22 protein-coding genes and 1 tRNA gene are annotated in these 26,993 nt (G+C 37.4%); 19 read left to right on the top strand and 4 right to left on the bottom strand.

Translation table 11 applies throughout. The annotated features are described in order from the left end of the window. Nucleotides 1–291 precede the first annotated feature (291 nt). Together EV197_RS13720 and dnaG are read left to right on the top strand one after the other, a co-directional pair. The gene (locus EV197_RS13720) at nt 292–3,552 is read left to right on the top strand and encodes a fibronectin type III domain-containing protein (RefSeq protein WP_130287368.1); all 3,261 of its coding nucleotides are present in this window, start codon (nt 292–294) and stop codon (nt 3,550–3,552) included. A 154-nt stretch (nt 3,553–3,706) separates the two neighbouring features. Then, entirely contained in the window at nt 3,707–5,674 is a 1,968-nt protein-coding gene (dnaG, locus tag EV197_RS13715) for a DNA primase (RefSeq protein ID WP_130287367.1), read from the top strand. Here the strand turns inward: dnaG and EV197_RS13710 are convergent. Beyond that, a complete protein-coding gene (locus EV197_RS13710) occupies nt 5,671–6,303 on the bottom strand; it encodes a response regulator (protein ID WP_130287366.1) in 633 nt (210 codons plus the stop codon). The genes dnaG and EV197_RS13710 overlap by 4 nt on opposite strands. 147 nt (nt 6,304–6,450) lie before the next feature. Next, on the bottom strand, nt 6,451–7,239 hold the full coding sequence (gene nadE / locus EV197_RS13705; protein ID WP_130287365.1) for an NAD(+) synthase: 789 nt from the start codon (nt 7,237–7,239) through the stop codon (nt 6,451–6,453). A 122-nt stretch (nt 7,240–7,361) separates the two neighbouring features. On the opposite strand from nadE, the gene gldB reads away from it, so the two are divergent. Continuing rightward, nucleotides 7,362–8,351 carry a gliding motility lipoprotein GldB gene (gldB, locus tag EV197_RS13700; RefSeq protein WP_242610741.1) on the top strand — a complete coding sequence of 330 codons (990 nt, stop codon included), beginning with the start codon at nt 7,362–7,364 and terminating at the stop codon, nt 8,349–8,351. Beyond that, on the top strand, nt 8,351–8,689 hold the full coding sequence (gldC, locus tag EV197_RS13695; RefSeq protein WP_130287364.1) for a gliding motility protein GldC: 339 nt from the start codon (nt 8,351–8,353) through the stop codon (nt 8,687–8,689). Before gldB ends, gldC begins: the two co-directional genes overlap by 1 nt. A 30-nt stretch (nt 8,690–8,719) precedes the next feature. Here gldC and yihA read toward each other — a convergent pair whose 3' ends face one another. Both yihA and EV197_RS13685 read right to left on the bottom strand, forming a co-directional pair. Continuing rightward, complete coding sequence (yihA, locus tag EV197_RS13690; protein ID WP_130287363.1) at nt 8,720–9,325, bottom strand: ribosome biogenesis GTP-binding protein YihA/YsxC; 606 nt, start codon at nt 9,323–9,325, stop codon at nt 8,720–8,722. Between the two features lie 15 nt (nt 9,326–9,340). Beyond that, entirely contained in the window at nt 9,341–10,111 is a 771-nt protein-coding gene (locus tag EV197_RS13685) for an alpha/beta fold hydrolase (RefSeq protein WP_130287362.1), read from the bottom strand. A 301-nt stretch (nt 10,112–10,412) separates the two neighbouring features. Here EV197_RS13685 and mraZ point away from each other — a divergent pair, with 301 nt between their 5' ends. From mraZ to EV197_RS13610, 15 genes are all read left to right on the top strand, one after another. Next, nucleotides 10,413–10,883 (top strand): division/cell wall cluster transcriptional repressor MraZ, encoded by a 471-nt coding sequence (gene mraZ / locus EV197_RS13680; protein WP_130287361.1) that lies wholly within the window; start codon nt 10,413–10,415, stop codon nt 10,881–10,883. Next, complete coding sequence (gene rsmH, locus EV197_RS13675; RefSeq protein WP_130287360.1) at nt 10,870–11,766, top strand: 16S rRNA (cytosine(1402)-N(4))-methyltransferase RsmH; 897 nt, start codon at nt 10,870–10,872, stop codon at nt 11,764–11,766. Before mraZ ends, rsmH begins: the two co-directional genes overlap by 14 nt. Continuing rightward, the gene (locus tag EV197_RS13670; RefSeq protein WP_130287359.1) at nt 11,766–12,077 is read left to right on the top strand and encodes an FtsL-like putative cell division protein; all 312 of its coding nucleotides are present in this window, start codon (nt 11,766–11,768) and stop codon (nt 12,075–12,077) included. Before rsmH ends, EV197_RS13670 begins: the two co-directional genes overlap by 1 nt. Before the next feature lie 6 nt (nt 12,078–12,083). After that, a complete protein-coding gene (locus EV197_RS13665) occupies nt 12,084–14,078 on the top strand; it encodes a penicillin-binding protein (protein WP_130287358.1) in 1,995 nt (664 codons plus the stop codon). Then, nucleotides 14,075–15,538, top strand: coding sequence for a UDP-N-acetylmuramoyl-L-alanyl-D-glutamate--2,6-diaminopimelate ligase (locus EV197_RS13660; RefSeq protein WP_130287357.1), 1,464 nt, complete (start codon nt 14,075–14,077; stop codon nt 15,536–15,538). Before EV197_RS13665 ends, EV197_RS13660 begins: the two co-directional genes overlap by 4 nt. Before the next feature lie 34 nt (nt 15,539–15,572). Further along, the gene (mraY, locus tag EV197_RS13655) at nt 15,573–16,805 is read left to right on the top strand and encodes a phospho-N-acetylmuramoyl-pentapeptide-transferase (protein ID WP_130287356.1); all 1,233 of its coding nucleotides are present in this window, start codon (nt 15,573–15,575) and stop codon (nt 16,803–16,805) included. Between the two features lies 1 nt (nt 16,806). After that, the gene (gene murD, locus EV197_RS13650; protein WP_130287355.1) at nt 16,807–18,141 is read left to right on the top strand and encodes a UDP-N-acetylmuramoyl-L-alanine--D-glutamate ligase; all 1,335 of its coding nucleotides are present in this window, start codon (nt 16,807–16,809) and stop codon (nt 18,139–18,141) included. 15 nt (nt 18,142–18,156) lie between these two features. Continuing rightward, entirely contained in the window at nt 18,157–19,371 is a 1,215-nt protein-coding gene (locus tag EV197_RS13645; RefSeq protein ID WP_130287354.1) for an FtsW/RodA/SpoVE family cell cycle protein, read from the top strand. After that, nucleotides 19,368–20,459, top strand: coding sequence for an undecaprenyldiphospho-muramoylpentapeptide beta-N-acetylglucosaminyltransferase (gene murG / locus EV197_RS13640; protein ID WP_130287353.1), 1,092 nt, complete (start codon nt 19,368–19,370; stop codon nt 20,457–20,459). The genes EV197_RS13645 and murG overlap by 4 nt, the downstream gene beginning before the upstream one ends. A gap of 21 nt (nt 20,460–20,480) precedes the next feature. Then, nucleotides 20,481–21,827 carry a UDP-N-acetylmuramate--L-alanine ligase gene (gene murC, locus EV197_RS13635; RefSeq protein ID WP_130287352.1) on the top strand — a complete coding sequence of 449 codons (1,347 nt, stop codon included), beginning with the start codon at nt 20,481–20,483 and terminating at the stop codon, nt 21,825–21,827. Further along, the gene (locus EV197_RS13630) at nt 21,824–22,543 is read left to right on the top strand and encodes a cell division protein FtsQ/DivIB (RefSeq protein ID WP_130287351.1); all 720 of its coding nucleotides are present in this window, start codon (nt 21,824–21,826) and stop codon (nt 22,541–22,543) included. The genes murC and EV197_RS13630 overlap by 4 nt, the downstream gene beginning before the upstream one ends. 7 nt (nt 22,544–22,550) lie before the next feature. Further along, nucleotides 22,551–23,906, top strand: coding sequence for a cell division protein FtsA (gene ftsA, locus EV197_RS13625; RefSeq protein ID WP_130287350.1), 1,356 nt, complete (start codon nt 22,551–22,553; stop codon nt 23,904–23,906). Nucleotides 23,907–24,019: 113 nt separating this feature from the next. Next, nucleotides 24,020–25,993 carry a cell division protein FtsZ gene (gene ftsZ, locus EV197_RS13620; RefSeq protein WP_130287349.1) on the top strand — a complete coding sequence of 658 codons (1,974 nt, stop codon included), beginning with the start codon at nt 24,020–24,022 and terminating at the stop codon, nt 25,991–25,993. A 116-nt stretch (nt 25,994–26,109) separates the two neighbouring features. Further along, nucleotides 26,110–26,559: a GatB/YqeY domain-containing protein gene (locus tag EV197_RS13615; RefSeq protein WP_130287348.1), complete on the top strand. Its 450-nt coding sequence runs from the start codon at nt 26,110–26,112 to the stop codon at nt 26,557–26,559. Nucleotides 26,560–26,570: 11 nt separating this feature from the next. Beyond that, nucleotides 26,571–26,644 (top strand) — tRNA-Arg (locus EV197_RS13610). The last annotated feature ends 349 nt before the right edge of the window (nt 26,645–26,993 follow it).

Genomic DNA, 26,993 nt, shown 5'->3' with positions numbered 1-26,993 from the left:
CATTTTATTTCTAAAACATTTACATTTAAGACAACCGAACCAACCTCTAATCAAAACTACCTACCTAAAGTCTCTTTTTCCTTAAGAGAGTCCTAAACAGCTATGCCTAATATAGTATAGGATTAATTTAATATAATACGTATGAACAAATCATTGAAAAGGATTAGAGCACCACTTTATCTTTCCAGGCATTAGTAATGAAGGATACAGAAGTCTTTTACCGCTTTTGCCATAAAGACTACCAAGTATTTAACACAATTAAAAATCAACTTAACTCTTAAAACCAAAAAAATGAAAACTACATTTTTCTATGTAGCGTGTATAGCTATGCTATGCTGCTCATTGGGCTCCTATGCCCAAAAACAAGGAATGAAAGCAAGCTCTGTGGGTAAGGCCGAGTATGTACGCGTAATTCCTGCAATTTCTAAAATGGATAACATTATATCTGCTAAGGGTATGATGAAAGACGGTCAGGAAAAAAAGAGGGGACGAAATACTTTTGTTCCGGGTAAAGGTTTACCGGCAGCTGGTCAACAAGATCCATTAATGCAAAAACAACAAAAATCTCAACGAGCTGCGATTTCTACTGAAGTTGCAAATTTTCAATCGCATTCGGGCTTTAGTACACCTACTGATCCAACCGGAGCGGTAGGGCCTAATCATTATGTGTATGCGTTTAACACAGGATTTGGAATTCGAGATAAAAGTGGAAATGTCATTGTGCCCGAAGCATCATTGGCTACAATATTTCCTGGAGAGGATTTAGGAGACCCCATTGTAGTCTATGATAATTATGCAGACCGATTTATAATCATGCAGTTTAGTAATACACCAAATGGGTTTTTAATTGCTGTGGGTCAGGGACCCGATCCGGTCAATGATGGGTGGTTTACCTATAGATTCAACACTGGATCATTTCCCGACTATGAAAAGTTATCTATTTGGAGTGATGGTTATTATATCACAGCAAATAAAGATCAAAATAATCCTAGTGGAAATGATGTAGTTTTTGCTGTGGAACGCGATAAAATGTTAGTCGGCGATGCGAATGCACAGTTTGTGGGTTTCCCATTACCAGGAGCAAGGACTAGCGGTTTTTATAGCCCAGGAGGATCACATAGTACAGGACCTACATTACCGCCTGTAGGAACAGGACACGCATTTTTATATTTACAAGATGATAGCTGGTCAGGTGTTTCACAAGACCATATCAAAGTTTGGACTACAGATGTAGATTGGACCAACCCTGCTAATTCTACCATATCTCAACCTCAAGAAATTATTACATCACCCTTCGACAGTGTGTTTGATGGAGGTTCATTCTCTAATTTACCACAACCGAGTGGTGGAGATATAGACGCGCTACAAGCCACGATGATGTATATGACCAATTATCGTCGTTTTGGAACCCATAACTCTATTATTTTAAATTTTGTAGTAGATTTAAATGGAAATGATAACCTGGCAGGTATTCGTTGGTATGAGCTACGACAAACCAGTGATGGACAACCCTGGACAATTTTTCAAGAAGGAACTTATGTTCAGCCCGATGGACTAAGCGCATTCTGTGGTAGTATGGCGATGGATGCTCAGGGAAATATAGGTATGGCTTATACCGTGGTGAGTAATACTACCGTACCATCGATCAGGTATACAGGACGGTTAGCAAGTGATCCGTTAGGTACCATGACACTTGCGGAGCAATTAGGGGTTAACGGAACGCAAAGTGATCCTTCTACGCGGTATGGTGATTATGGACAGATGACCATAGATCCAACTGATGATGCAACGTTTTGGCATACCGCTGAGTATTTTACTGGGGGATCTAGAAGAAATCATGTGGTAGCTTTTAAGATAGCTCCAGATACTCCAGATACCGAGGCGCCAACACCTCCGACCAATTTATCTGCTTCAAATACCACGGATGTTTCAACTTCTTTGAGTTGGGATGCAGCGTCGGATAATATAGGAGTTACCGGTTACGATGTTTATCAAGATGGAACCGTTATTGCAACGGTAACAAACACCTCGCTTGATGTTAATGGTTTAACGCCGGATACATCGTATGATTATTTTGTAATTGCTACGGATGCTGCTGGTAATGAATCTGCAGCTAGTAATACCATAACGATAACTACTGATGCTCCGGATACCCAGGCACCTTCAGCACCCACTAACTTATCTGCATCTAATACCACAGCTAATACCACAGATTTAACCTGGGATGCCGCTACCGATAATATAGGAGTCAGTGAGTACCGAATTTTGCAAGATGGTATTGTGGTTAATACTACGGCAAGTACTGCAGTGACCATAACCGATTTGGCTCCTGAAACAACCTATAGTTTCACAGTAGTAGCTGTCGATGCAGCAGGAAATATTTCACCGGCAAGTAATGTGGTAAGTGTTACCACCCTTGAAGCTTCAGGATGTTTAAATGGTGTTTTGGCGCCTTATAATGAAAGTTTCGAAAGTTCTATCGGTCTTTGGACCCAAAGTGCCGAGGATGATTTAGATTGGACCAGGGATGCAAATGGTACACCATCCAGAAGCACTGGTCCTTCAAGCGCGGATGATGGTAATTTTTATCTTTATGTTGAAGCTTCGGGTAATGGGGTAGGATACCCCAATAAAACGGCTATTATAAATTCACCTTGCTTTGATTTGGGAGGCGCTGCTGCAGCTACTTTTTCATTCAGTTACCATATGTTCGGTGCTAGTAATTTTGGATCCCTAGCAGTTGAAGCTAGTAATGACGAAGGCGCTAGCTGGACTAGTATTTGGCAACGAAGTGGAAACCAAGGTAATTTCTGGCAAACAGCTTCAATAGACTTGTCTGCATATTTAGGTACCGGTGTGCAATTGCGTTTTGTAAGAATTACCGGTGGAACTTGGAGGGCTGATGCGGCTATAGATAAAATTGCACTAACTACAGGTTCAGACCCCGGAGATGACTGTGCTTCATCCGATCTAACACTTACTATAACTTTAGACAACTATCCTCAAGAAACCTCTTGGAATATTACCAACAGTGCTGGTAACATTGTAGCTTCAGAAGGCTATTCAACTGCTAATCCTGATGGATCTACGATAATAGAAACTATTGACGGTTTATCCTCTGGCGACTACACTTTTACTATTTTTGATTCGTATGGTGATGGAATTTGTTGTCGATATGGTATAGGTTCATATACTTTATCCAGTGCTAATGGAACCATTGTGACAGGGGGAGAGTTCGGTAGTTCCGAAGCGACCAGTTTTTGTGTAACAGCAGATTCAGCTAGACTTGAGACCTATGAGCTAAGTGACCTTGATGAGACGGAATTATTCAAGTTGTATCCCAATCCTGCTAAAAATATTTTGAATGTAACTCTTGGTGATCTACCTATCGATCAGTTAGAGATCTTTTCCATGTATGGACAGCTAGTTAAAAAATCAGGTAATCAGGGACAAAATTCTCAAATTGATATCAGTGATCTTCCTACCGGAACCTATTTTGTTAGGTTTACGGCAGAGGAAGTTATTGTAACAAGAAGTTTTGTAAAAGAATAACAGGTTGATATTATTATGATAAAAGGTTGGCCTTAGTAAGGTCAACCTTTTCTTTTATATCAGTTGTAGGAATTGTATTATTTTTGCCAGGGATAAATTAAATTTGGAAAATCGATTTATTGCCAAAAGAAAAGATACTTATAATTTCTAATTTATGATTGAAAAGTCAACGATTGACGCTGTTTTTGAAACCGCCAGGGTAGAGGAGGTGATCGGTGATTTTGTACAATTAAAAAAATCAGGTAGTAATTTTAAGGGGCTGAGTCCTTTTAGTGATGAACGTACACCATCTTTTATGGTGTCTCCAGTTAAACAGATTTGGAAGGATTTTTCCAGTGGTAAAGGTGGTAATGTTGTAGCGTTTCTTATGGAGCATGAGCATTTTACCTATCCCGAGGCTATAAAATACTTAGCAGAAAAGTATAATATAGAGTATATAGAAACGGAGCAAACCGATGAACAAAAGGAACAAGCAAGTGAAAGAGAAAGCATGTACCTGGTTAGTGAATTTGCCAATACCTTTTTCAAAAATGCCTTACACAATACTCAAGAAGGGAAAGCCATTGGGCTGAGTTATTTCAAGGAGCGAGGATTTACGGAAGAAACCATAAAGAAATTCGAACTAGGCTATTCGCCAGATGCTTGGGAGGCGTTTACCGCTGAAGCAATTCGCAAAGGCTATAAGTTAGAGTTTTTAGAAAAGACTGGGCTTACTATTGTTAAAGAAGAAAAGCAGTTCGATAGGTTTAAGGGTAGAGTTATGTTCCCTATCCAGTCCATGTCTGGTAGAGTTTTGGGATTTGGAGGTAGGACACTTAAAAATGATAAAAAGGTAGCTAAATATTTAAATTCTCCTGAAAGTGAAATTTATCATAAAAGTAAAGTGCTTTATGGTATCTATGCTGCTAAGCAAGCCATTGCTAAAGAGGATAATTGTTATTTGGTAGAAGGGTATACGGATGTTATTCAGTTTTATCAAACCGGAGTAAAAAATGTGGTAGCTTCTTCAGGTACTGCCTTAACAGTGGAACAGATTCGTCTAATCAATAGACTGACCAACAATATCACCGTGTTATTTGATGGGGATGCAGCGGGTATTAGAGCGTCGCTTAGAGGAGTTGATCTGATCTTAGAACAAGGCATGAATGTTAAGGTATGCGGTTTTCCGGATGGAGAAGATCCGGATAGTTTTGCAAAACAAAATACCTTAGAAGAGTTAACTTCATATTTAGAAGAAAATGCGCAGGATTTTATACGATTTAAAGCTTCGTTACTGCAAGAGGAGGCCAAAAATGACCCTATTAAAAAAGCGGAATTAGTGCGTAATATGGTGTTGTCTATTAGCAAAATACCTGATGCCATTAAACGAGAAATCTACGTAAAAGAGTGTGCGGCCATAATGAAGGTTTCAGAAGAAGTGCTCTTTACGACGCTTGCACAGTTACGAAATAAGGAATTAAAGGATCACCGAAAACGAGAACGCCAAGACAAGGCTGACGGGGCTATGGAAGTAGTCAAATCTAAAAAAGATAAGGCGCCACAAGTTAACCAGCAGTATGTTTTAGAAAAAAAGATTATCGAAATCTTATTGTTATACGGGCAGTTTGAAGAAGAGTTTGAAGATTTAGTGCTCAAAGAAAACGAAGAGGGAGAATTGGTTTTAGAACCCGAACGGTATACGGCTAAGGTATTTCAGAAAATCTACCTTGACCTTCAAGAGGATGAAATTGAATTTACGCACGAGGAATTCAAAAACGTATATTCAATACTTATCGAAGAGTTAAATCAAAACTCGGATTTTAAAATTGAAAATTTCATAAACAATGTCAGTCCAGAGGTTGCTGCTGAGATCACAGAAATCATGATGAACGAAGAGAAATACACCTTACATAGATGGCACGATCAGGAAATACACGTAAAACAAAAAGAAATAACCGTTTCGCGCTATGTAAACGATATTATTTTGAACTTACGTCGATTTCTAATCAATAAAAAAGTAAAGGAACTCTCTCAATTGGTAGCGTCCCCAGAGGATATAGACAATGAGGTTACTATGCAGGATATCATGGATTACCTATCACTTCGTAAAGTACTATCCGATAAATTGAACAGAGTGGTTTAAGTAATATGTAACAGTCTGGATTGATGGATCAAGTCTGCTAGATTATCCACCTTCAATTTCTTCAGCAATCTGGTTTTGTAGGTGCTGACCGTTTTTTCATTGATGGATAGCGTCGCTGCAATATCTTTATTTCTTTTGCCAGAAGAAAGTAGATTCAATACTTCAATCTCTCTAGAGGATAGCTTTTTATACTTCACCACCATATTGTTTTCACTAGCATTGCCACTAGCCAATTGTTGGGTTAAGTTATCATTTAAGTAAATTCCTCCTCTTGCTACGCGGTCAATAGCTTTTTTAAGCGTTTTGGTAGCTACAGTTTTAGAGAGATAAGCAGATGCTCCCGCTTTGATAGCACTTAGCGCATACATTTCTTCAGGATGCGAACTAAAGATAATAACCTTTATACCCGAAAACTCTTTTTTAATAGTTCTTAGGGCAGTTATACCATTAATTTGTGGCAGATCTAGCTCCATAATCAATACATCTGGTGTATTGTCTTTGAGCACATCATACATTTCATTCCCATTGCTTACCTTGCCAATGATATCATAATCTTCACCACTACGTAATAAAGATACAATCCCTTTCCTGGTGATAGGGTGATGATCAGCGATTAATACAGTTGTCATTCTTGTTTACTGATTGTTGGTTTTTATTAAATCTTGATGTGTAACGTTAAACATTCTACAAAGTGGGGTAATGAATTGCTTAACACAAAATTAGTAAGAACTTAGTGTCGTAAACTTTTTTTTATCACTTTATCGATAAAATGTGTATTATAATAGACCAACGGGAATATTACATACCGGTATTGGTAACATTTTATGTTGATTTACGGTATTAAATCGCAAAAATATGCTAAATGCCTCTTTTTCTCTGCCTGTAAAATCTTCAGGAGTTTTACCTTCATCTTTCATGCGCATTGCCCATTCTAACTCATCATAACTGGCTCCTAGCTGATCTTCGTCGCTACGGCTATCACCAAACAAACCGTCTGTTGGTGGTGCATCGATAATAGATTGTGGTACTTGTAAAGCTTTTCCTAACTCGTATACTTGACTTTTTAAAAGATCTGCTATTGGGCTTAGATCAACACCGCCATCTCCATATTTAGTATAAAATCCTACGCCAAAATCTTCAACCTTATTACCTGTACCAGCTACTAAATAACGATGCAAACCTGCAAAATAGTAAAGTGTACTCATGCGCAATCTAGCTCTTGTATTGGCTAGGGAAAGATCCAATTGAGGACTAGCCTTTACAACAGGTACAGAGGATTTGAATTCTTCAAAAACTCGAGTGAGATTTACTTCAATATCGGTAACATTAGCAAAACGTTTTCTAAGCTGTTCTATATGTTTTCTAGCCCTGGTAACCTGATCTGGTGCTTGGTGTATAGGCATTTCTACACATAAGGTGCGTAAACCTGTTTTGGCACATAATGAGGAAGTTACTGCACTGTCGATACCACCGCTTACCCCAACAACAAATCCTTCCATGTTAGCTTTTGTCGCATAATCCTTTAACCAGTTTACAATATGATCGATTACTTTTTCTGTTTGCATGTGATGTGTTTTATCTGTTATATTTCTTAGTGAGTCAAAGCAAAATGTAAAAAGAGCTATTTATCTTTGCAAGATAAAATTAATAAAAAAAGATCGCCTTGCTACAATTGAATTTATATTTGATGAGATCCCTAAAGATGAAGAGTAGATTTAAATTATTGTTACTATTACAGCTATTATTTTGCATTTTCTATGCCTGTGATTCCTCATCTAAAATAGAGAAAGAAATAGAAAAAATCCCAGTAAATATAAAAATTGAACGTTTTGACAAAAAATTTGCAGAGCTCACTCCACAGCAACTGCCCAAACTTAAGGCTCAATATCCTTTTCTGTTTCCGCAAATATATTCAGATAGTATTTGGATCGCCAAATCACAGGATACTCTACAGCAGCAGTTAAATGAAGAAGTATTCAAAAAATTTACGGATTTATCCGAATTGGAATTGGATATTATTCAGTTTTTAAAACGAGTTAAATATTATTTTCCGCAGGTCACAGATCCTAGGGTGATTACAGTGACCTCAGATGTTGATTATCGGAATAAGGTTATATTGTCTAACGATTTACTATTAATTTCACTGGATACCTATCTCGGTGAAAAACATTTCTTTTATAAGGATTTGCAGCAGTATATTACCGAAGATCTTATCCCAAGTCAAATTTTACCCGATATGGCCAAGGTGTACGCTAAGCAATTACAAGGTCTGCCTAAAGACAGAACACTACTATCTAATATGGTGTATTATGGTAAGGAGTTGTATTTAACAGATTTGTTTTTACCTAACGTTTCAAATGCTGCTAAAATGGGATATACAGAAGCGCAATGGAATTGGGTGGTTGCTAATGAAGAGGAAATATGGCGCTATTTTATAGACAAACAATTGCTTTATAGTACGGATGCTAATTTGGCATCAAGATTTTTGTACCCCGCACCTTTTTCTAAATTTTATCTGGAGCAGATCGATAAAGAATCTTCAGATCGTGTAGGTCAATATATAGGTTGGCGAATTGTAGATTCATATATGCAAAATAACAACGTATCTTTGCAACAGCTTCTAAAAAATGATGCGGAAACAATTTTCAAAAATTCAAAATATAAACCTGCAAGATAATGGCAACTATACATAAATCAGAAATAAAAGTAGATATAGAACTTGATGAGAATCGAGTGCCCGAAAAACTAAATTGGACTGCAAAAGATGGGGGGGTTGAAAATGAAGAGACCAAAGCCATGTTTTTATCGGTTTGGGATACGAAAAATAAGGAAAGTCTGCGCATAGATCTTTGGACCAAAGATATGCCAGTTGATGAAATGAAGATATTTTTTCATCAAACCTTAATGTCGATGAGTGATACCTATTATAGAGCGACACAAGATGAGAAAATGACCGCTACTATGAAGGACTTTTGTGATTATTTTGCAGAAAAACTGGAGTTAAAAAAACAATAGCTGATTTATAGCTATAGTAGACATTTTGTATCAAGAAGTGCTTATTTCTTGATTTATTTGATCGATGTATGCCAAAACTTCCTCTTTACCCAAACCAGAAGAGGAGGAGGTAATAAAGTAAGGAGGCATTTGTTCCCAATAATTCATCATTTCATGGATGTAATTATTGATCTGTACCGGAAGCTTCGTTTTAGATAATTTATCTGCTTTGGTAAAAATAATACAAAAAGGAATTTGATGTTCTCCCAGCCATTGCATAAACTCTAAATCTATTTTCTGGGGGTCGTGGCGCGAATCCACCAAGACAAAAGCACAAACCAATTGTTTTCGTTTGGCAAAATAGGCGGTTATAAACTTCTGAAAGACTTTTTTAGTAGATTTCGATACTCTGGCATATCCATATCCGGGTAAATCAACAAGAAACCAGTTTTTATTAATTAAAAAATGGTTAATGAGTTGGGTTTTCCCCGGTTTTCCTGAAGTCTTAGCTAAGCTTTTTCTTTGGGTAAGCATATTGATCAATGAGGACTTACCGACATTAGAGCGTCCTATAAATGCATACTCAGGTAATTTGTCATTAGGACATTTGGCAACATCGCTGTTACTTATGACAAACTCAGCGCTGTTAATCTTCATGTTGAATTTCGTTTTTTAAAAATTTCGCTTTTCTAGCCAGTGGTGAAAGATCTTGTTAAACTCATCTGGATGTTCCATCATAGCAGCGTGGCCACATTTTTCAATCCAGTACAAATCAGAGTCTGGTAATAAACGATTGAAATCATCGGCTACCTCTGGTGGAGTTACCGTGTCATCCTTACCCCAAATAATACAGGTTGGTGTTTTCATATTGGGTAAATCCTTTGCCATATTGTGTCTAATGGCGCTTTTAGCAATAGCTAAGGTGCGTATTAATTTATTTCGGTCGTTTACTGTAGCATATACTTCGTCAACTATCTCTTTGGTGGCAATCGCAGGATCGTAGAATACATTTTCTGCCTTTGCTTTGATATATTCATAATCGCCTCGCTTAGGGTAGCTTTCACCCATGGCACTTTCATACAACCCAGAACTACCTGTGATTACAAGGGCTTTTACTTTTTCCGGAAACATTTTAGTGCATAATAAGGCAATATGTCCACCAAGAGAATTTCCTAAAAGAATGACTTCTCTCTCCTTAAAATTCAAGTGATCTATGAACTCTTTTAAATATTTCGCGAAATTTCCTACACTGGTTTTTAGTAAGGACATGGTGTATAGCGGAAGTTCAGGAATGAGTACCCTATATCCACGTTCAGGAAAATAACTACCAACGCCATCAAAATTACTCAGCCCACCCATTAGCCCGTGCAATATAATTATTGGTTTTCCTTCTCCAATATCGAGATAGTTGAATTTTCCGTCTTGTATTAGTTCGTGCTTCATTAATGTTTGTTACCTCAATGAAAAGCAAATATAGCATTTTCAGAATTAGTTTCACGTTTTTTTGTCAATAGTAGATCATCCGTCTGTGATTTGTGTAAACGAAATAACAAAATTGCATAAAATCAGTCTGAGTGCCAGTAATATAAGACAAAACTTATAGTAATGAACTTCAATTTTTTAATATCAAAGCTATACGAGGGGACTTCATTTGAGGCGGAACTTATTAACAATGTGGTAAAATGTGGTAAAAAGTGGTAAAATTTTCAATATATTTGAATTATTAAACCAGAAGGGGACTAAAGTGGTAAATCTAATCGGTACATACGAATGTAAAGCTGACGCAAAAGGTCGGTTAATGATGCCTGCTGCTTTTAAAAAGCAGCTATCCCCAATATTACAGGATGGTTTTGTCTTAAAAAGAGCGGTGTTTCAGCCTTGTTTGGAGTTGTATCCGATGGAGGAGTGGAATCTTTTAATGCAAAAGATGAATAAACTGAATAGGTTTAAGAAAAAGAACAATGATTTTATCAGAAGGTTTACTGCCGGTGTAAAATTAGTAGAAATTGACGCTACTGGCAGATTGTTAATTCCTAAAGACTTAATGGCTTTTGCAGAGGTCAAAAAAGAAGTTGTGTTATCCTCTGCAGTTAATATTATTGAAATCTGGGATAAAGAAAAATACGAACAGACCATAGAGGACACTGCTGTCGATTTTGCAGATTTAGCTGAAGAAGTAATGGGTTTTGAAGATGATAGTGATGGAGTATCATAATACAGTATTATTAAACGAAACAGTAGACGGTTTAGCAATTAAACCCGATGGTGTATATGTAGACGTTACCTTCGGAGGAGGAGGACATTCCAAAGAAATATTGAAACGGCTTGGTCCTAAGGGTAGGTTGTTGGCGTTTGATCAGGATGAGGATGCGCTATCGAATGTTCCAGATGATGAGCGGTTTACATTGATTCGAGAGAATTTTCGTTTTATAAAACGTTTTTTACGATTTCATGGGGTGAAGAAAGTTGATGGTATTTTAGGCGATTTTGGCGTGTCTTCGCATCAATTTGATGTTCCTGAGCGTGGTTTTTCAACACGCTTTGATAGCGACTTGGATATGCGGATGGATCAAACTAAAAACTTGTCAGCGTTTCAAGTCATTAACGAATACGAAGAATCAGATCTTCGAAAAATGTTTTATCAATACGGAGAATTAAAGAATGCACCTAAAATAGCACGTGCAATTGTATCAAAGAGAAAGGAAAAAGAAATTAAAACAAGTCAAGATCTTAAAGAGGTGTTGACTCCCTTTTTACCAAGGCATAGAGAGCATAAGGTGTTAGCGCAAATCTACCAGGCGATACGAATAGAAGTTAATCAGGAGATTGAAGCCTTAAAGGAGTTTTTGGAACAAACTCCGGAGCTTTTAAAAGAAGAAGGACGATTAAGTTTGATTTCGTACCATTCCTTGGAAGATAGATTGGTGAAACGCTATATGCGAAGTGGACTATTTGAAGGTGAACCTGAAAAAGACATGTATGGTAATGTCTCTGTTCCTTTTAAGAAAGTAGGAAAACTAATCGTGCCAAGTGCTGAAGAAATAGAACATAATAATCGGGCGAGAAGTGCAAAATTACGTATAGCAGAAAAGTTATAATGAAACAAACCATATACGATATAGTAAAAGGGAAATTCTTGATCTCAGATGATGCGATGAAGAATTGGCGTATGCTATTGTTTCTTTCGTTACTGGCTATCATTATGATTGCAAGTTCCCATAATGCAGAAAGTAAAGTACACGAAATAGCACGCCTCAATGACGAGGTAAGAGAATTAAGAAGTCAATTTGTGGATGGTAGAACAGAACTGATGCAACTGAAAATGGAGTCTTCCATTATTGATAAAATGCAAAGAAATGGTATAAAACAGCCAACTACTCCACCAAAAAAAATAATTGTCAAGAATTGATAACCCATGGCAGTAAAAGAAAAAAACATATTAAACCGCTTGTATTTTGTAGCAGGATGTATGTTCCTATTTGCTATCGCTGTAGGTATAAAACTTGTCAATATTCAATTTGTTGACGGGGATGAATACCGTAAAAAGGGACAGGAGCGAGTTTTTAAGACCTTTGATATTCCTGCAAATCGCGGAAATTTATACGATAGTAAAGGTAATTTGCTTGCTACTTCTGTTCCCAAGTATGATATCCGATTCGATGCGGTTACGGTATCCGATAAAAATTTTAGAGATAATATTAAAGGACTTTGTGTAGCCCTATCTAAAGAGCTAGGCAAATCTGCTACTTATTATGATCGCATGATCAGAAGAGCGCGTGCCAACAAAAACAGATATTTATTAATCTGCAAAAACCTGGGGTACGCACAATACATGAGAGTCAAGGATTTCCCAATGTTTCGTCTTGGTGCCAATAAGGGAGGTTTTATTGTGGAACAACGAACTGTGAGAGAACATCCAATCGGAAAAATAGCAGAGCGTACAGTTGGATACGAGCGAAAAGATGCGCAAGGCTATTATACGCGCGTTGGGTTAGAAGGCGCATTCGGAACTTTTCTAAGAGGGAAAGAAGGTAAACGTAAAAAACAAAAAATCGCTAAAAACCAATGGAAACCTATTGGTGATGCTAATGAAGTGGAACCTGAAGACGGATACGATGTAGTATCTACAATCGATGTTAATATTCAGGATATTACTCATCACGCTTTACTAGCACAACTCGAAAGGTTTGAAGCCGAGCACGGAACCGCTGTGGTTATGGAAACCAAAACAGGCGAGGTAAAAGCAATAGCTAATCTTGGCCGTACCACAAATGGTAAGTACTATGAAAAATTAAATTATGCAGTTGGGGAATCCCACGAGCCTGGATCGACATTTAAGCTAATGACTATGGTAGCTGCCTTAGAAGATAGGGTTATAGATTCCAGTTATGTAGTTGATACCGAAGATGGGCGGGTGACTTTTTATGACAGAACAGTAAAAGATTCTCGATGGGGTGGTTATGGGGTGATTTCTGCAGCAAAAGCATTTGAGGTATCATCAAATACAGCGTTTGCTAAAATAATTAATGATAATTATAAGAATAACCCAAAACGATTTGTAGATCGTCTTATCAATATGGGGCTGGCAGAACGTTTGGGCTTACCCATTAAAGGTGAAGGGGTACCTAAATTGCCGTATCCAGGAGATTCGGATTGGTACGGTACTACATTGCCGTGGATGGCACACGGCTATGGTGTGTCACTTACCCCATTACAAACCTTAGCATTTTATAACGCAATTGCCAATGACGGTCAGATGGTTAAACCTCGTTTTATAAAGGAGGTAAGAGTTTGGGATAAGACAGAAGAACGCTATGGTAAAGAGATACTAAATCCAGCTGTATGTTCTAAAGAGACTGCCAGGATCGTGCAAGACATGATGAAAAATGTAGTGAAGAGAGGTACAGCAGATAATATACAAACCAGTGCTTTCCAAATAGCAGGTAAAACGGGGACATGTTGGGGTAATTATGGTAAAGATAAGGAGCGCGAGTATATTTCTTCTTTTGCAGGATATTTTCCTGCGGAGAACCCAAAATATTCTATGATTGTGGTGATCCATAAACCCAATAAGGAAAAGGGTTACTACGGAAGCGTAGTAGCTGCTCCGGTTTTTAAGCAAATTGCTTTGAAAATATATAATGATATACCAGTAGAAGTTACGGTGCAGCCAGAAGTGGTAGAAGGAAGTACGGTGAAAAATAGTTATCAGGATTATTATCGAAAAGCTCAGAAGTACAAAACCATAATGCCTAATGTACAAGGTATGCCAGCCATGGATGTAATTTCACTTTTAGAAAATATGGGATTACAAGTGGAGATCAAAGGAGCAGGTAAAGTCATAAAACAGTCCATCCAACCTGGGACTAAAGTAAAAGTTAATCAAACAATTGTATTGGAATTATCGTGAAAGCATTAAAGGACATATTGTATAAAGTAAAGTTGAATGCGGTTATTGGTGATACCTCATTACAGGTCAATACCCTGGCTTTTGATTCGCGTAAAATTTCAGATGGAGATGTATTTATAGCCATTAGAGGAAGTGTGGTTGATGGTCATGATTATATATCAAAAGCAATTGATAACGGAGCAAAAGCAATTGTATGTGAGCAAACACCTGCAGACCCTAAACCGGATATCACTTATATTGAAGTTGAAAATGCACACGCGGCGTTGGCCATAATGGCTTCAAATTATTACAATTCTCCTTCAAAAAACTTGAAGCTGATTGGAATTACAGGTACTAATGGTAAGACCACGGTTTCTACCTTATTGTACAAGCTTTTTAAAGCAGCAGGATATAAAGTAGGATTGTTATCTACGGTTAAGGTATTAGTGGACAACGAAGAATATTCAGCAACGCATACCACTCCGGATCCGTTGAGTATCAATAAATATTTAGCCTTGATGAATGAGAGTGGTGTAGAGTTTTGCTTTATGGAAGTAAGTTCTCACGGCATCCACCAAAAAAGGACAGAAGGGCTTCATTTTACCGGAGGTATTTTCACCAATTTGTCTCATGATCATTTAGATTATCATAAGACCTTTGAGGAATACCGTAATGTTAAAAAGGAATTCTTTGATGGTTTGGGTAAAGATGCTTTTGCTTTAACCAATAAGGACGATAAGAACGGGATGTTTATGCTTCAGAATACAAAAGCTAAACACTATACCTATGCACTTAAATCCTTTGCAGATTACCAAGGTCAGATCTTAGAAAATAGCTTAGAAGGGCTTTTATTGAAGATCAATGAACAAGAAGTGTGGGCTAAACTAATAGGTAGTTTTAATGCCTATAATCTTTTGGCGATTTATGGTGCGGCAGACCTTTTAGGTTTGGAGAAGCTTGAGATATTACAATTACTCAGCAACCTCAAAAGTGTAAGTGGACGATTTCAATATCTGGTTTCTGATCAAAAAATCACTGCAATTGTCGATTATGCACATACGCCTGATGCCCTTAAAAACGTACTACAAACGATCAATGACATCCGTACGAAGAATGAAACTTTAATAACTATTGTTGGGTGCGGAGGAGATCGCGATAAAATGAAAAGGCCCGTAATGGGTAATATCGCAGCCAAGTTGAGTGATAAGGTGATATTTACTAGTGACAATCCAAGGACAGAAGATCCGGATAGTATAATCCAGGATATAGAAAAAGGGGTGGAACCTCAGGACTATAAAAAAACAATTTCGATAACAGATCGAAAGCAAGCCATTAAAACGGCTTGTCAAATGGCAGAAAAAAATGACATCGTACTTATAGCGGGGAAGGGACACGAGACCTATCAGGAAATACAAGGAGTGAAGAGTGATTTTAATGACTTTGAAATTGTAAAAGAAGAATTAATAAAAATGAATAAATAAATTCCTTCGTAATGAATCGGAGGTAGCTATCATTATGCTATACTATCTTTTTGAATATTTAGAAAATGAATATCAATTGCCAGGAGCTTCGTTATTTCGGTTCATAACGTTTAGAGCTGCATTGGCAATCATATGTTCACTACTAATTTCAACAATTTATGGTAAGCGAATTATAGTGTTGCTGCAACGTAACCAAATGGGAGAACGTATCCGAGAGTTAGGACTTGAAGGTCAAGCCGAAAAAGCAGGAACTCCTACTATGGGAGGTATCATAATAATTTTAGCCACGATAATTCCGGTACTGCTGTTTACTCGATTAGATAATATATATGTCATATTGTTAATCGTTACCACAGTGTGGATGGGTGTTATTGGTTTTACCGATGATTATCTTAAAATTAAGAAAAAGAATAAAGACGGGTTAGCAGGTAAATTCAAGGTTTTTGGACAGATTGGATTAGGCGTAATTGTGGGTTGTACGATGTATTTTCATGATGATGTAATTGTAAGACAGGAGCGTGCCATTGATGAGGCAGTAGCCATAGAGATCCCTGCAGAAGATAGGTCAGATTTTAAACCAGCAATGAAGTCTACCAAAACTACGATTCCATTTTTTAAAAATAATGAATTTGATTATGCGAATTTAATTTCTTGGATAAGTGAAGACTTAGTTCCTTATGCGTGGATAATTTTTATTCCTATTGTCATATTTATTGTAACCGCGGTGTCAAATGGAGCTAACCTAACCGATGGTATAGATGGTTTAGCAGCAGGATCTTCTGCCATTATAGCATTAACCTTAGCCTTATTTGCCTGGGTTTCTGGTAACATTATTTTTTCTGATTACCTCAATGTGATGTATATCCCTAATACAGGTGAGATTACCATATTTATTGCAGCTTTTACCGGTGCTTTGGTTGGCTTTTTATGGTACAACACATTTCCCGCTCAGGTTTTTATGGGAGACACGGGCAGTTTAACCATTGGCGGCATTATTGCAGTTATCGCTATAGCTATACGCAAGGAGTTTTTGATCCCAATACTGTGTGGAATATTTTTTATCGAAACCTTATCGGTTATGATTCAGGTAAGTTGGTTTAAGTATACCAAAAAGAAGTTTGGTGAAGGTAGGCGTGTATTTTTAATGTCGCCATTGCATCATCACTATCAGAAGAAAGGAATTCACGAAAGTAAGATTGTAACCCGATTTTGGATCGTTGGTATTTTTTTAGCAATCATTGCTATCGTAACACTTAAAGTAAGGTAGCGTGGAAAAAGTTGTTGTCTTAGGTGCAGGAGAAAGTGGAGTTGGAGCAGCTATTTTGGCGCAACAACAAGGGTATGATGTATTTGTATCAGATAAAGGACAAATAGCAAGTAGCTATAAAGACGTTCTTACAAAATATGAAATTGAATGGGAAGAAGGCGAACATAGTACATCTAGGATTTTTGAAGCCAATACAGTGGTAAAAAGCCCGGGCATCCCAGATCAAATTACTTTGATCAAGGAGCTTAACGCAAAGGGAATTGAAGTAATCTCAGAGATTGAATTTGCTTCAAGATATACCACGGCTTCATTAGTGGGTATAACCGGTAGTAACGGAAAAACGACCACTACGGCTTTGACCCATTACATTCTGGATCAAGCAGGATTAAATGTGGGTTGTGCCGGTAATATAGGGGACAGCTTTGCTAAAAGTGTTGCCCTACAGGATAAAGAGGGCTATGTGTTAGAAGTTAGTAGTTTTCAGTTAGATGGAATTACGAGCTTCAAGCCTCATATTGCTGTGTTAACCAATATCACTCCTGATCATTTAGACCGATATGACTATAAGTTTGAAAATTATATTAAAGCAAAATTTAGAATTGTAGAAAATCAAACCAAGGACGATTATTTTATTTATGATAAAGATGATAAAGTGATCACCGACTATTTAAAAAATAATAAAATAGAGTCAACTCAGCTGCCGTTTTCGTTACACGAAAAAGTAGATGAGGGAGCTTATTTAGATAACGATACGATAACAATAACAATTAATAACGACAAGTTAATTATGTCAGCATCCGCATTAGCACTTAAAGGAAACCATAACGTTAAAAACGCCATGGCTGCAGCTACAGTAGCGCAATTATTAAAAATCAGAAAAGCAACCATAAGAGAGTGCTTAGAAAACTTTCATGGTGTGGAGCATCGCCTGGAAAGTGTGTTGAAAATTAATAATGTTCAATATATTAATGACTCTAAAGCTACTAATGTTAATGCTACGTATTATGCACTTGACGCCATGAAAGCACCAACCATTTGGATTGTCGGCGGAGTGGATAAAGGAAATAATTATGCTGAGTTATTTGCACTGGTCAATGAAAAAGTTAAGGCAATAATTTGCCTTGGAGTGGACAACTCAAAAATCGTGAATGCCTTTGGAAATTGTGTAGATGATATTGTAGAGACACAATCTATGAAAGATGCGGTGAATTATGCATATAAAATTGCTGAGCGCAATGATAATGTCTTGTTATCGCCAGCTTGTGCAAGTTTTGACTTGTTTAAAAATTACGAGGAGCGAGGTCGACAGTTTAAAGAAGCTGTGCGCGAACTATAATATCCTAGTAAACCAATGAATAAAATTCTAGCAAATATAAAAGGAGATCGAGTGATATGGGCAATCGCTGCATTGTTGGCATTGTTTTCATTCTTGCCGGTGTATAGTGCTAGTAGTAATCTGGCGTATTTATATGGGGATGGAGACACCTTTAGTTTTTTAATTAAACACTTTGCACATCTAGTGCTTGGCTTTTTAATAATGTATGGGGTGCATAAAATACCCTATCATTATTTTAAAGGGTTGTCCATTATTATGATTCCTGTGATAATAGTGTTGCTATTAGTGACCATGGCTCAAAACACTACTATAGGCGGAGCTAATGCCAGTAGGTGGATAAGAATACCTTTTGTAGGATTAACATTTCAAACATCCACTTTGGCTTCGGTAGTTTTGATGGCTTATGTGGCTAGATATTTATCTAAGATAAAAGATAGGAAGGTAACGTTTAAAGAAACGCTTTTGCCGTTATGGACTCCAGTATTCCTAATATTAGTATTGATTTTGCCCGCAAACTTTTCTACAACGGCTATTATTTTTTCAATGGTAATGATGCTTGTGTTTTTAGGGGGTTACCCATTTAAATACATACTCACCATTTTATTTTCAGGACTCTTGGCGTTAACTTTTTTTATTCTTTTCGCTAAAGCGTTCCCGGGTGTCTTTCCCAATAGGGTAGATACTTGGGTAAGTAGGGTTGAAACCTTTGTGAATGATGAGGATGTAGAAGAAGGTTATCAAATTGAACGTGCTAAGATAGCTATTGCAAGAGGAGGTGTTGTTGGAAAAGGACCAGGAAAAAGCGTCCAACGTAATTTTTTACCTCAATCATCTTCGGATTTTATTTTTGCCATTATTATTGAAGAGTGGGGACTTGTAGGTGGGGTTTTCCTGATGTTGCTATACTTATTATTATTATTTCGTTTAGTGGTCATTGCGCATAAAAACAGCGATGTTTTTGGTAAGCTACTAGTCATAGGAGTTGGGTTGCCGATTGTCTTTCAGGCATTAATCAATATGGCGGTTGCTGTGGAACTTTTTCCGGTGACCGGGCAGACATTACCTTTAATCAGTAGTGGGGGAACCTCGATCTGGATGACGTGTATGGCTATTGGGATTGTGTTAAGTGTAAGTAGAAAAAATAGTATTGAAGCTCAAAAATCCATTAATCAAGAAGAAGACACAACAACTAATGAAAATCCATTAGATGTTTTACGAGAAGCTATATGAGTAAAAAGTTAACATTCATATTATCAGGAGGCGGTACAGGAGGACATATTTATCCTGCAATTGCTATTGCCAAAGAGTTAGAGAAACGCTTTTCTGGCTGTAAAATACTTTTTGTTGGCGCTAGTGACCGAATGGAAATGCAAAAAGTCCCTCAGGTAGGTTATGAAATAATTGGACTTTGGATCAGCGGAATACAACGAAAGTTAACGCTGAGTAATTTAATGTTTCCATTTAAGCTATTGTCTAGTCTGCTGAAATCTCGAAAAATTTTAAGAAAAACAAAGCCTGATGTAGTCATTGGTACAGGAGGTTTTGCCAGTGGTCCTTTACTTAGAATGGCGAGCGCTGCAAATATCCCAACACTTATTCAGGAGCAAAATTCTTTTCCTGGAATAACCAATAAGTGGCTGGCTAAAAATGCAGACCGTATTTGTGTAGCCTATGATAATCTAGACCGGTTTTTTCCCGCTCAAAAAATTGTAAAAACAGGAAATCCTGTGCGACAGGATTTAATTGAGATAGCTTCCAAGCGAGAAGCGGCATTGTTGAAGTTTGGACTATCTAAAGAAAAGCAAACACTGCTTGTCCTTGGAGGAAGTTTAGGAGCCCGACGGATAAATCAATTAATCGAAAATGAGCTTGATTTTTTGATAGATCAAAACCTTCAAATCATTTGGCAATGTGGTAAGCTTTATTTTGAAGATTATAAAAAGTATGCTGATCACAATGGTGTAAAGGTATTGGAGTTTATCGATACAATGGATTTAGCCTATGCAGCAGCAGATATTATTATTTCAAGAGCAGGGGCTGGATCGGTATCTGAATTATGTATTGTGGGTAAGCCGGTTTTGTTTATTCCGTCGCCTAATGTTGCTGAAGATCACCAAACTAAAAACGCAAAGGCAGTGGTGAGTAAAGGAGGAGCCTTAATGCTAAGAGAACAAGAATTAGATCGCTTTCAGCAGGAATTTAAAAAAGTAATCGAATCCGATGCACTGCAAGAAAAGCTTTCTACCAATATAAAAGAGTTGGCGTTGCCTAATGCAACATCAGCAATAGTAGATGAAATTGAAAAAATTATAAAATAGATCATAGCAGGAGTTGAAAGAATGAAACAAAACTTAGAAGACATACAAAATGTATTTTTTATTGGTATAGGTGGTATCGGTATGAGTGCCTTGGCACGCTATTTTAAGTTTTTAGGAAAAAACGTAGCTGGTTATGATAAAACACCTTCAAAATTAACAGATAGTCTAGTTGCTGAAGGTATTCCTATTTGTTTTGTTGATGATTTGACACGTATTGAGGATCAATTTTTGGGCATTAAGAACACCTTAGTAGTCTTTACTCCGGCCATTCCCAAAGAACATAGTCAACTAAATTACTTCATAACAAAGGGTTTTGATATTCGAAAACGAGCTGAGTTATTGGGCGATATAACGAATTCGATTTATACCCTTGCCGTAGCAGGAACCCACGGTAAAACGACCACTACCACGATTTTGGCACATTTGTTAAAAGAAAGTGGAGCTCCTGTGACCGCATTTCTAGGGGGTATAAGTGAAAATTATGGAACAAATTTAATATTGCAAGGTAACGAGGTGGCAGTTGTAGAGGCAGATGAATTTGATCGATCCTTTCTTCGCTTATCGCCTAATATTGTTGCGATTACATCAATGGATGCAGATCACCTGGATATTTATGGTGAAGCCGAAGAACTAACCAAATCATTCGAGGAATTTTCTGCTAAGGCATCGGATCATTTATTGGTTAAAAATGGGTTGCCGTTAAAGGGAATCACATTTGGTGTTGAGGATGATGCTCAGTACTGTGCAATCAATGTTCGAATTGAAAATGGTTCTTATATTTTTGATTTAAGAACTCCAAGTAAAACAATTAAAGACCTGCATTTAAACCTGCCAGGTAAACATAATCTGTTAAATGCTATAACAGCCTTTGCTATGGCTTTGCTATATGGCTCCCCAACCGAGTCCTTAGCAAAGGCTTTATCAACATTTACTGGAGTGGAAAGACGGTTTAGTTACATTATAAAAACAGATGACTTAGTATTTATTGATGATTATGCTCATCATCCTACTGAGATTCAATATTTATATGAAGCGATACGAGAAATGCATCCTGGTAAACGAATTGTAGCAGTGTTTCAACCGCATTTATATAGTAGAACAAGAGATTTTGGACAAGAGTTTGCCAAAAGTCTCGAGGGGTTTGATAAAATTTTACTATTAGATATTTATCCGGCAAGAGAATTGCCGATTCCTGATATCACTTCTTCTTGGTTGTTGCATAAAATTGACAATGAACATAAAGAATTGGTCGCTAAAAACGAGCTCATAAAAAAGATTAAACAGTCCGCACCCGAAGTACTGGTTACTATTGGTGCTGGTGATATTGGGGCAGAAGTAAGTCGAATAAAAGAAGCGTTGGTCTTATGAAAAAACAATGGGTTACATATTTAAAATTTTTTGGCCTGCTTGCTTTGATGGTGTTTCTTTTTGCGTTTACGAGCAATAGAAATAAAAAGCGAAAAATACATCAGGTTAGTGTAGAATTTATTGAAGAACAGAATCCGTACATCAATGAAAAAACGGTTAATAAATTGTTGATACAAAATCCAGAGCAAGTGACGAGCGTAGGTAAAGAAATTTTAGTTTTGAATACGGTGGAAAAGGAATTGGATACTCACCTGATGGTTGAGGAATCGGATGTTTATGTTACTGTAAGTGGAGAACTTAGGGCAAGAATAAAACAACGCACCCCTATTGCAAGGGTAAATGCGATGACCCCTTTTTATGTGGATTCGAAAGGAGCTGTGATGCCCTTGTCTGATAATTATGCTGCACACGTACCATTAATTTACAATGTGGCAGAAAATGAGGTAAAGGAAATATTTCCATTACTCAAAATTATTAGAGAAGATACTTTTTTGAAAAAACATATAGTTGGGATCATAAGAAATGCCAAAGGAGAATATGAATTAGACTTAAGAGTTTACGATTTTACCTTAGTACTAGGTAAAATTCAGAACCTGAATTCCAAATTCAGAAACTTTAAGGCTTTTTATCAAAAAGCTCTCAAAGATAATTCAATGACGCGATACAGTAAGATAAATCTGCAGTACAAGAACCAAGTGGTTTGCACAATAAAATAATGCCAGTATGGAAAAAGAATTTAACGAAATAGCTGTAGGGTTAGACATAGGAACAACAAAGATTGTTGCTATGGTTGGCAGGTATAATGATTATGGCAAGCTTGAAGTAATGGGGGTTGGCAAGTCCAAAAGTCTTGGAGTACACAGAGGAGTTGTCAATAACATTACCCAGACCATTCAATCCATCCAACAGGCAATTATGGAAGCCGAGAGTGTATCTGGGATTAAAATACAAGATGTTACCGTAGGTATTGCTGGTCAACACATTCGCAGCCTACAACATAGCGATTATATTACCAGGTCTGATGCTGATGAAGTGATTGATGATAGTGATATTGAAAAGCTATGTAACCAAGTACATAAATTGGTCATGCTTCCTGGAGAAGAAATTTTGCACGTGTTGCCACAGGAATATAAAGTGGATGGACAAGCAGAGATTAAAGAGCCTGTAGGTATGTACGGAGGTCGACTCGAAGCTAATTTTCATGTAGTTGTGGGTCAGGTTACCTCGATAAGAAATATTGGAAGATGTGTAAAAAGTGCCGGGCTAGAGCTTTCTGATGTGACCTTGGAGCCTTTAGCATCTGCAAATGCAGTGTTAAGTCAAGAGGAAAAAGAAGCAGGAGTGGCATTGATTGATATAGGAGGTGGTACTACAGACTTAGCCATATTTAAAGATGGAATCATCCGTCATACCGCAGTTATTCCTTTTGGAGGTAATGTAATTACTGAAGATATAAAAGAAGGCTGTTCGATTATAGAGAAGCAAGCTGAATTATTGAAGATAAAGTTTGGATCTGCTTGGCCGGGAGAAAATAGAGATAATGAGATTGTTTCCATTCCTGGATTACGTGGAAGAGAGCCTAAGGAAATTACGCTAAAGAACTTGTCTAAAATAATTCACGCTAGAGTGGTTGAAATCGTAGAGCAAGTATTCTTGGAGATTAAAAATTATGGACACGAGTCCCCTAAAAAGAAATTAATCGCGGGTATTGTACTAACGGGAGGAGGCTCGCAGCTAAATCATCTTAAACAGTTGGTAGAGTATATAACGGGTATGGATACCCGAGTAGGCTATCCAAATGAACATTTAGCTGGGGATAGCGACCCAGAAACTACAAGTCCTATGTACGCAACAGCGGTCGGACTCGTAATGGATGGGCTTTCGCACTTAAAAAAGAAGAAAAATATAGCATCTAAAAAAGAACAGGAAGTTCAACAAGAAGAAGTGGAACAAACACAAGCATCGGATGAATCTACAGTAGAGGAAGATCATACGATTTCAACGCCTAGCATGCCAAGAAAAAATATTCTTGAAAAATGGACCGAAAAGTTTAAAGAGTTTTTGGATAATGCAGAATAGCATTTGGGATACTATTTTTTTTAAATAAAAAGACAATTGATAATGTAACCTCAGGGAAAGAGGTGTAGCATAAAAATATAAAAGTAAAGTAAGAGACCAGAAAATTAGCAATTATGATGAATAACGAGGAGTTTGATAATATTTCGTTTGATCTGCCTAAAAATCAGTCAAATGTAATTAAAGTTATTGGAGTAGGAGGAGGCGGTAGTAATGCCATCAACCACATGTTTCAGCAAGGAATAAAGGGGGTTGATTTTGTGATTTGCAATACGGATGCACAAGCTTTAGAAAATAGCCCAATACCAAATAAAATTCAATTAGGAGTTTCTTTGACCGAAGGACTTGGCGCCGGAGCCAATCCCGAAGTTGGAGAAAAAGCTGCTATTGAGAGCTATGAAGAAATCAGACGAATGTTGGATACCAATACCAAGATGATTTTTATTACCGCAGGTATGGGAGGTGGAACCGGAACCGGAGCAGCACCAATAATTGCAAAAATGGCTAAAGAATTGGATGTGCTTACCGTAGGTATTGTAACTATCCCATTTCAATTTGAGGGTAGAATGCGTAATGAGCAGGCCCATATCGGAGTAGAAAAATTACGAGCTCACGTGGATTCTCTTATCGTCATCAATAACAATAAACTGAGAGAGGTTTATGGTAATCTTGGATTTAAAGCTGGTTTCTCCAAGGCTGATGAGGTTTTAGCCACGGCTTCACGCGGTATAGCAGAAGTAATAACGCATCACTATACGCAAAACATTGACCTTAGAGATGCAAAAACGGTACTAAGTAATAGTGGTACGGCAATTATGGGCTCTGCTAATGCCTCTGGTGCCAAGCGTGCTAACGATGCTATCGTAAAAGCGTTGGACTCTCCTTTATTAAATGATAATAAAATTACGGGAGCAAAGAATGTACTGTTGCTTATCGTTTCTGGTAAAGAGGAAATTACAATTGATGAAATAGGAGAAATCAATGACCATATTCAGCAAGAAGCGGGTCATGGAGCTAATATCATCATGGGGGTAGGTGAAGATGAAGCCTTGGAAGATGCTATTTCGGTAACCGTTATTGCTACAGGTTTCAATACCGAGCAACAAGATGAAATTGTAAATACCGAAGCGAAGAAAATTATTCATACGTTAGAAGATGAGCAACGAGCTGCCATACAGGATTTAACACCTAAGTCAACAGGAACTTCAACCCCTTCTTTTAGCGGTCCTTCTTTTACGCCTACGCAAAAAGAAACTCCTCAAGTCATAAAGCACGAGTTAACTCCTGAAGAAGATGAGGATAATCCATTGATACCTACAACAGAATTTTTGAAAAATCTGGATGTAAATTATGAGGAAGTTAGCGGTATTCAGGATCAAAGTGATTTTGTGATCATTAATGCACAGGATATTCTAAAGGAAATAGAGGTAAATGATGCTAAAGAGGTAACAGAGGATAATAGCAGGGAAGAGCAAGATCAGTTTACACTCAGTTTTGATATGCCTTCTCAACAGAAGGAAGAACCACAACAACACACTAAGACTTCTGTACATACTGAGGTAGAAGAAGAAAAGCCAATTGTGTTTGATCTTTCTGATGATATTTTGGATTTAGAAGTTAATGATCCAATAGAAGTTGTGCCTGCAGTAGAAAAAGCTTCAGAGAACAAAGACGGAATTAAGCGTTATAGCTTAGAGGACTATATGGAAGAAGAAAAACGTCTTACGGAAGCCAAGGCTGAAGATGTTGAAGAAGATGAAGAAGTGCAGTTTCAAAAGAAAACGATTGCTAAAACAGATGAAGCAGATGAAGCGCCTAAGGATGTTGATCCGGTGAATCAACCTATTTCTGAAACCCTTAAAGCAAGAGCCGCTGAGCGCAGAGCAAAAATGAAAGAGTTCAATTATAAGTTCAGAAATAGTTCTAATATCGATGAAATCGAAAAGGAGCCTGCATATAAAAGAGCAGGCCTAGATGTAGATTCTAAACCAAACGACTCTGGGTTATCTCGAACTTCGGTAGGTACTGATAGCAATGATGATATTCAATTGAGAAAAAATAACTCATTTTTACACGATAATGTAGATTAATAAATAGCTCTAAATTCAAAAAGAGTATTTTTCTTATAATTTCTAAACCGATAAACTGTGAAGATTATCGGTTTTATTTTATCTTCGCAGTCCTTAAATAGCAAAAGCAATACATAATGAGTTTACAAGCTAAGGTAATGACCGCAATGAAAGACGCGATGAAGTCCAAAGACACTAACGCGCTTACTTCTTTGAGAGCTATAAAATCTGCTATATTATTAGCGCAAACAGAGAATGGAGCAAAGGAGGAGTTGACGGAAGAGCAGGAACTAAAGTTATTGCAAAAACTTGTGAAACAACGTAAGGATAGCGCCGCAATATTTGCAGAGCAAGGTAGAGATGACTTAGCACAACCTGAGTTAGATCAGGCAGCGTTTATAGAAGAATTTTTACCAGCACAGCTTAGTGAAGAAGAGATAGAAAAAGTGGTTGTTGACATCATCGCTAAAACCGGCGCAGAAGGGATGAAAGATATGGGTAAGGTTATGGGTATGGCTAATAAAGAATTGACCGGTAAAGCAGATGGTAAAACCATTTCTACTATTGTAAAAGCAAAACTTTCTTAAGATAAAAACTTGGCCCAGTAGTTCAACTGGATAGAATATCAGATTTCGGCTCTGAGGGTTGGGGGTTCGAATCCTCCCTGGGTCACATCAAGCACAAAACCTGTAATTTTATTGCAGGTTTTGTTATTTGGAAAAGATCAAAACATAGATTTGCATCTTTGGAAAATAACAAAAAAGCAAAGCGATAGCTTTGAGGGTTTTGTATTTGCAGAAGCGAGCTAGCGAGGATCAACCCTGTTAATCCGAGGTAACATTCACCATAAGAGTTTAATGGCGTTTACATTTTTATGTTGAGTAGTCCGAGAGTTTCTTTTGTTGATATTCAAAGCGGAGCTTTGTGAGGATCAACCCTGTTAATCCGAGGTAACATTCACCATAAGAGTTTAATGGCGTTTACATTTTTATGTTGAGTAGTCCGAGAGTTTCTTTTGTTG

This window comes from Aquimarina brevivitae (assembly GCF_004216895.1).
Lineage (GTDB): Bacteria > Bacteroidota > Bacteroidia > Flavobacteriales > Flavobacteriaceae > Aquimarina > Aquimarina brevivitae.
The sequence above is the reverse complement of the archived record's forward strand: the minus strand, read 5'-3'. Positions and strand labels throughout refer to the sequence as shown.

What these genes read in the sequence shown, in the direction of transcription:
- EV197_RS13720 (WP_130287368.1), top strand. Translation starts at nt 292, where the DNA reads ATGAAAACTACATTTTTCTATGTAGCGTGTATAGCTATGCTATGCTGC.
- dnaG (WP_130287367.1), top strand. Translation starts at nt 3,707, where the DNA reads ATGATTGAAAAGTCAACGATTGACGCTGTTTTTGAAACCGCCAGGGTA.
- EV197_RS13710 (WP_130287366.1), bottom strand. Translation starts at nt 6,303, where the DNA reads ATGACAACTGTATTAATCGCTGATCATCACCCTATCACCAGGAAAGGG.
- nadE (WP_130287365.1), bottom strand. Translation starts at nt 7,239, where the DNA reads ATGCAAACAGAAAAAGTAATCGATCATATTGTAAACTGGTTAAAGGAT.
- gldB (WP_242610741.1), top strand. Translation starts at nt 7,362, where the DNA reads ATGAGATCCCTAAAGATGAAGAGTAGATTTAAATTATTGTTACTATTA.
- gldC (WP_130287364.1), top strand. Translation starts at nt 8,351, where the DNA reads ATGGCAACTATACATAAATCAGAAATAAAAGTAGATATAGAACTTGAT.
- yihA (WP_130287363.1), bottom strand. Translation starts at nt 9,325, where the DNA reads ATGAAGATTAACAGCGCTGAGTTTGTCATAAGTAACAGCGATGTTGCC.
- EV197_RS13685 (WP_130287362.1), bottom strand. Translation starts at nt 10,111, where the DNA reads ATGAAGCACGAACTAATACAAGACGGAAAATTCAACTATCTCGATATT.
- rsmH (WP_130287360.1), top strand. Translation starts at nt 10,870, where the DNA reads ATGGAGTATCATAATACAGTATTATTAAACGAAACAGTAGACGGTTTA.
- EV197_RS13670 (WP_130287359.1), top strand. Translation starts at nt 11,766, where the DNA reads ATGAAACAAACCATATACGATATAGTAAAAGGGAAATTCTTGATCTCA.
- EV197_RS13665 (WP_130287358.1), top strand. Translation starts at nt 12,084, where the DNA reads ATGGCAGTAAAAGAAAAAAACATATTAAACCGCTTGTATTTTGTAGCA.
- mraY (WP_130287356.1), top strand. Translation starts at nt 15,573, where the DNA reads ATGCTATACTATCTTTTTGAATATTTAGAAAATGAATATCAATTGCCA.
- EV197_RS13645 (WP_130287354.1), top strand. Translation starts at nt 18,157, where the DNA reads ATGAATAAAATTCTAGCAAATATAAAAGGAGATCGAGTGATATGGGCA.
- murG (WP_130287353.1), top strand. Translation starts at nt 19,368, where the DNA reads ATGAGTAAAAAGTTAACATTCATATTATCAGGAGGCGGTACAGGAGGA.
- murC (WP_130287352.1), top strand. Translation starts at nt 20,481, where the DNA reads ATGAAACAAAACTTAGAAGACATACAAAATGTATTTTTTATTGGTATA.
- EV197_RS13630 (WP_130287351.1), top strand. Translation starts at nt 21,824, where the DNA reads ATGAAAAAACAATGGGTTACATATTTAAAATTTTTTGGCCTGCTTGCT.
- ftsA (WP_130287350.1), top strand. Translation starts at nt 22,551, where the DNA reads ATGGAAAAAGAATTTAACGAAATAGCTGTAGGGTTAGACATAGGAACA.
- ftsZ (WP_130287349.1), top strand. Translation starts at nt 24,020, where the DNA reads ATGATGAATAACGAGGAGTTTGATAATATTTCGTTTGATCTGCCTAAA.
- EV197_RS13615 (WP_130287348.1), top strand. Translation starts at nt 26,110, where the DNA reads ATGAGTTTACAAGCTAAGGTAATGACCGCAATGAAAGACGCGATGAAG.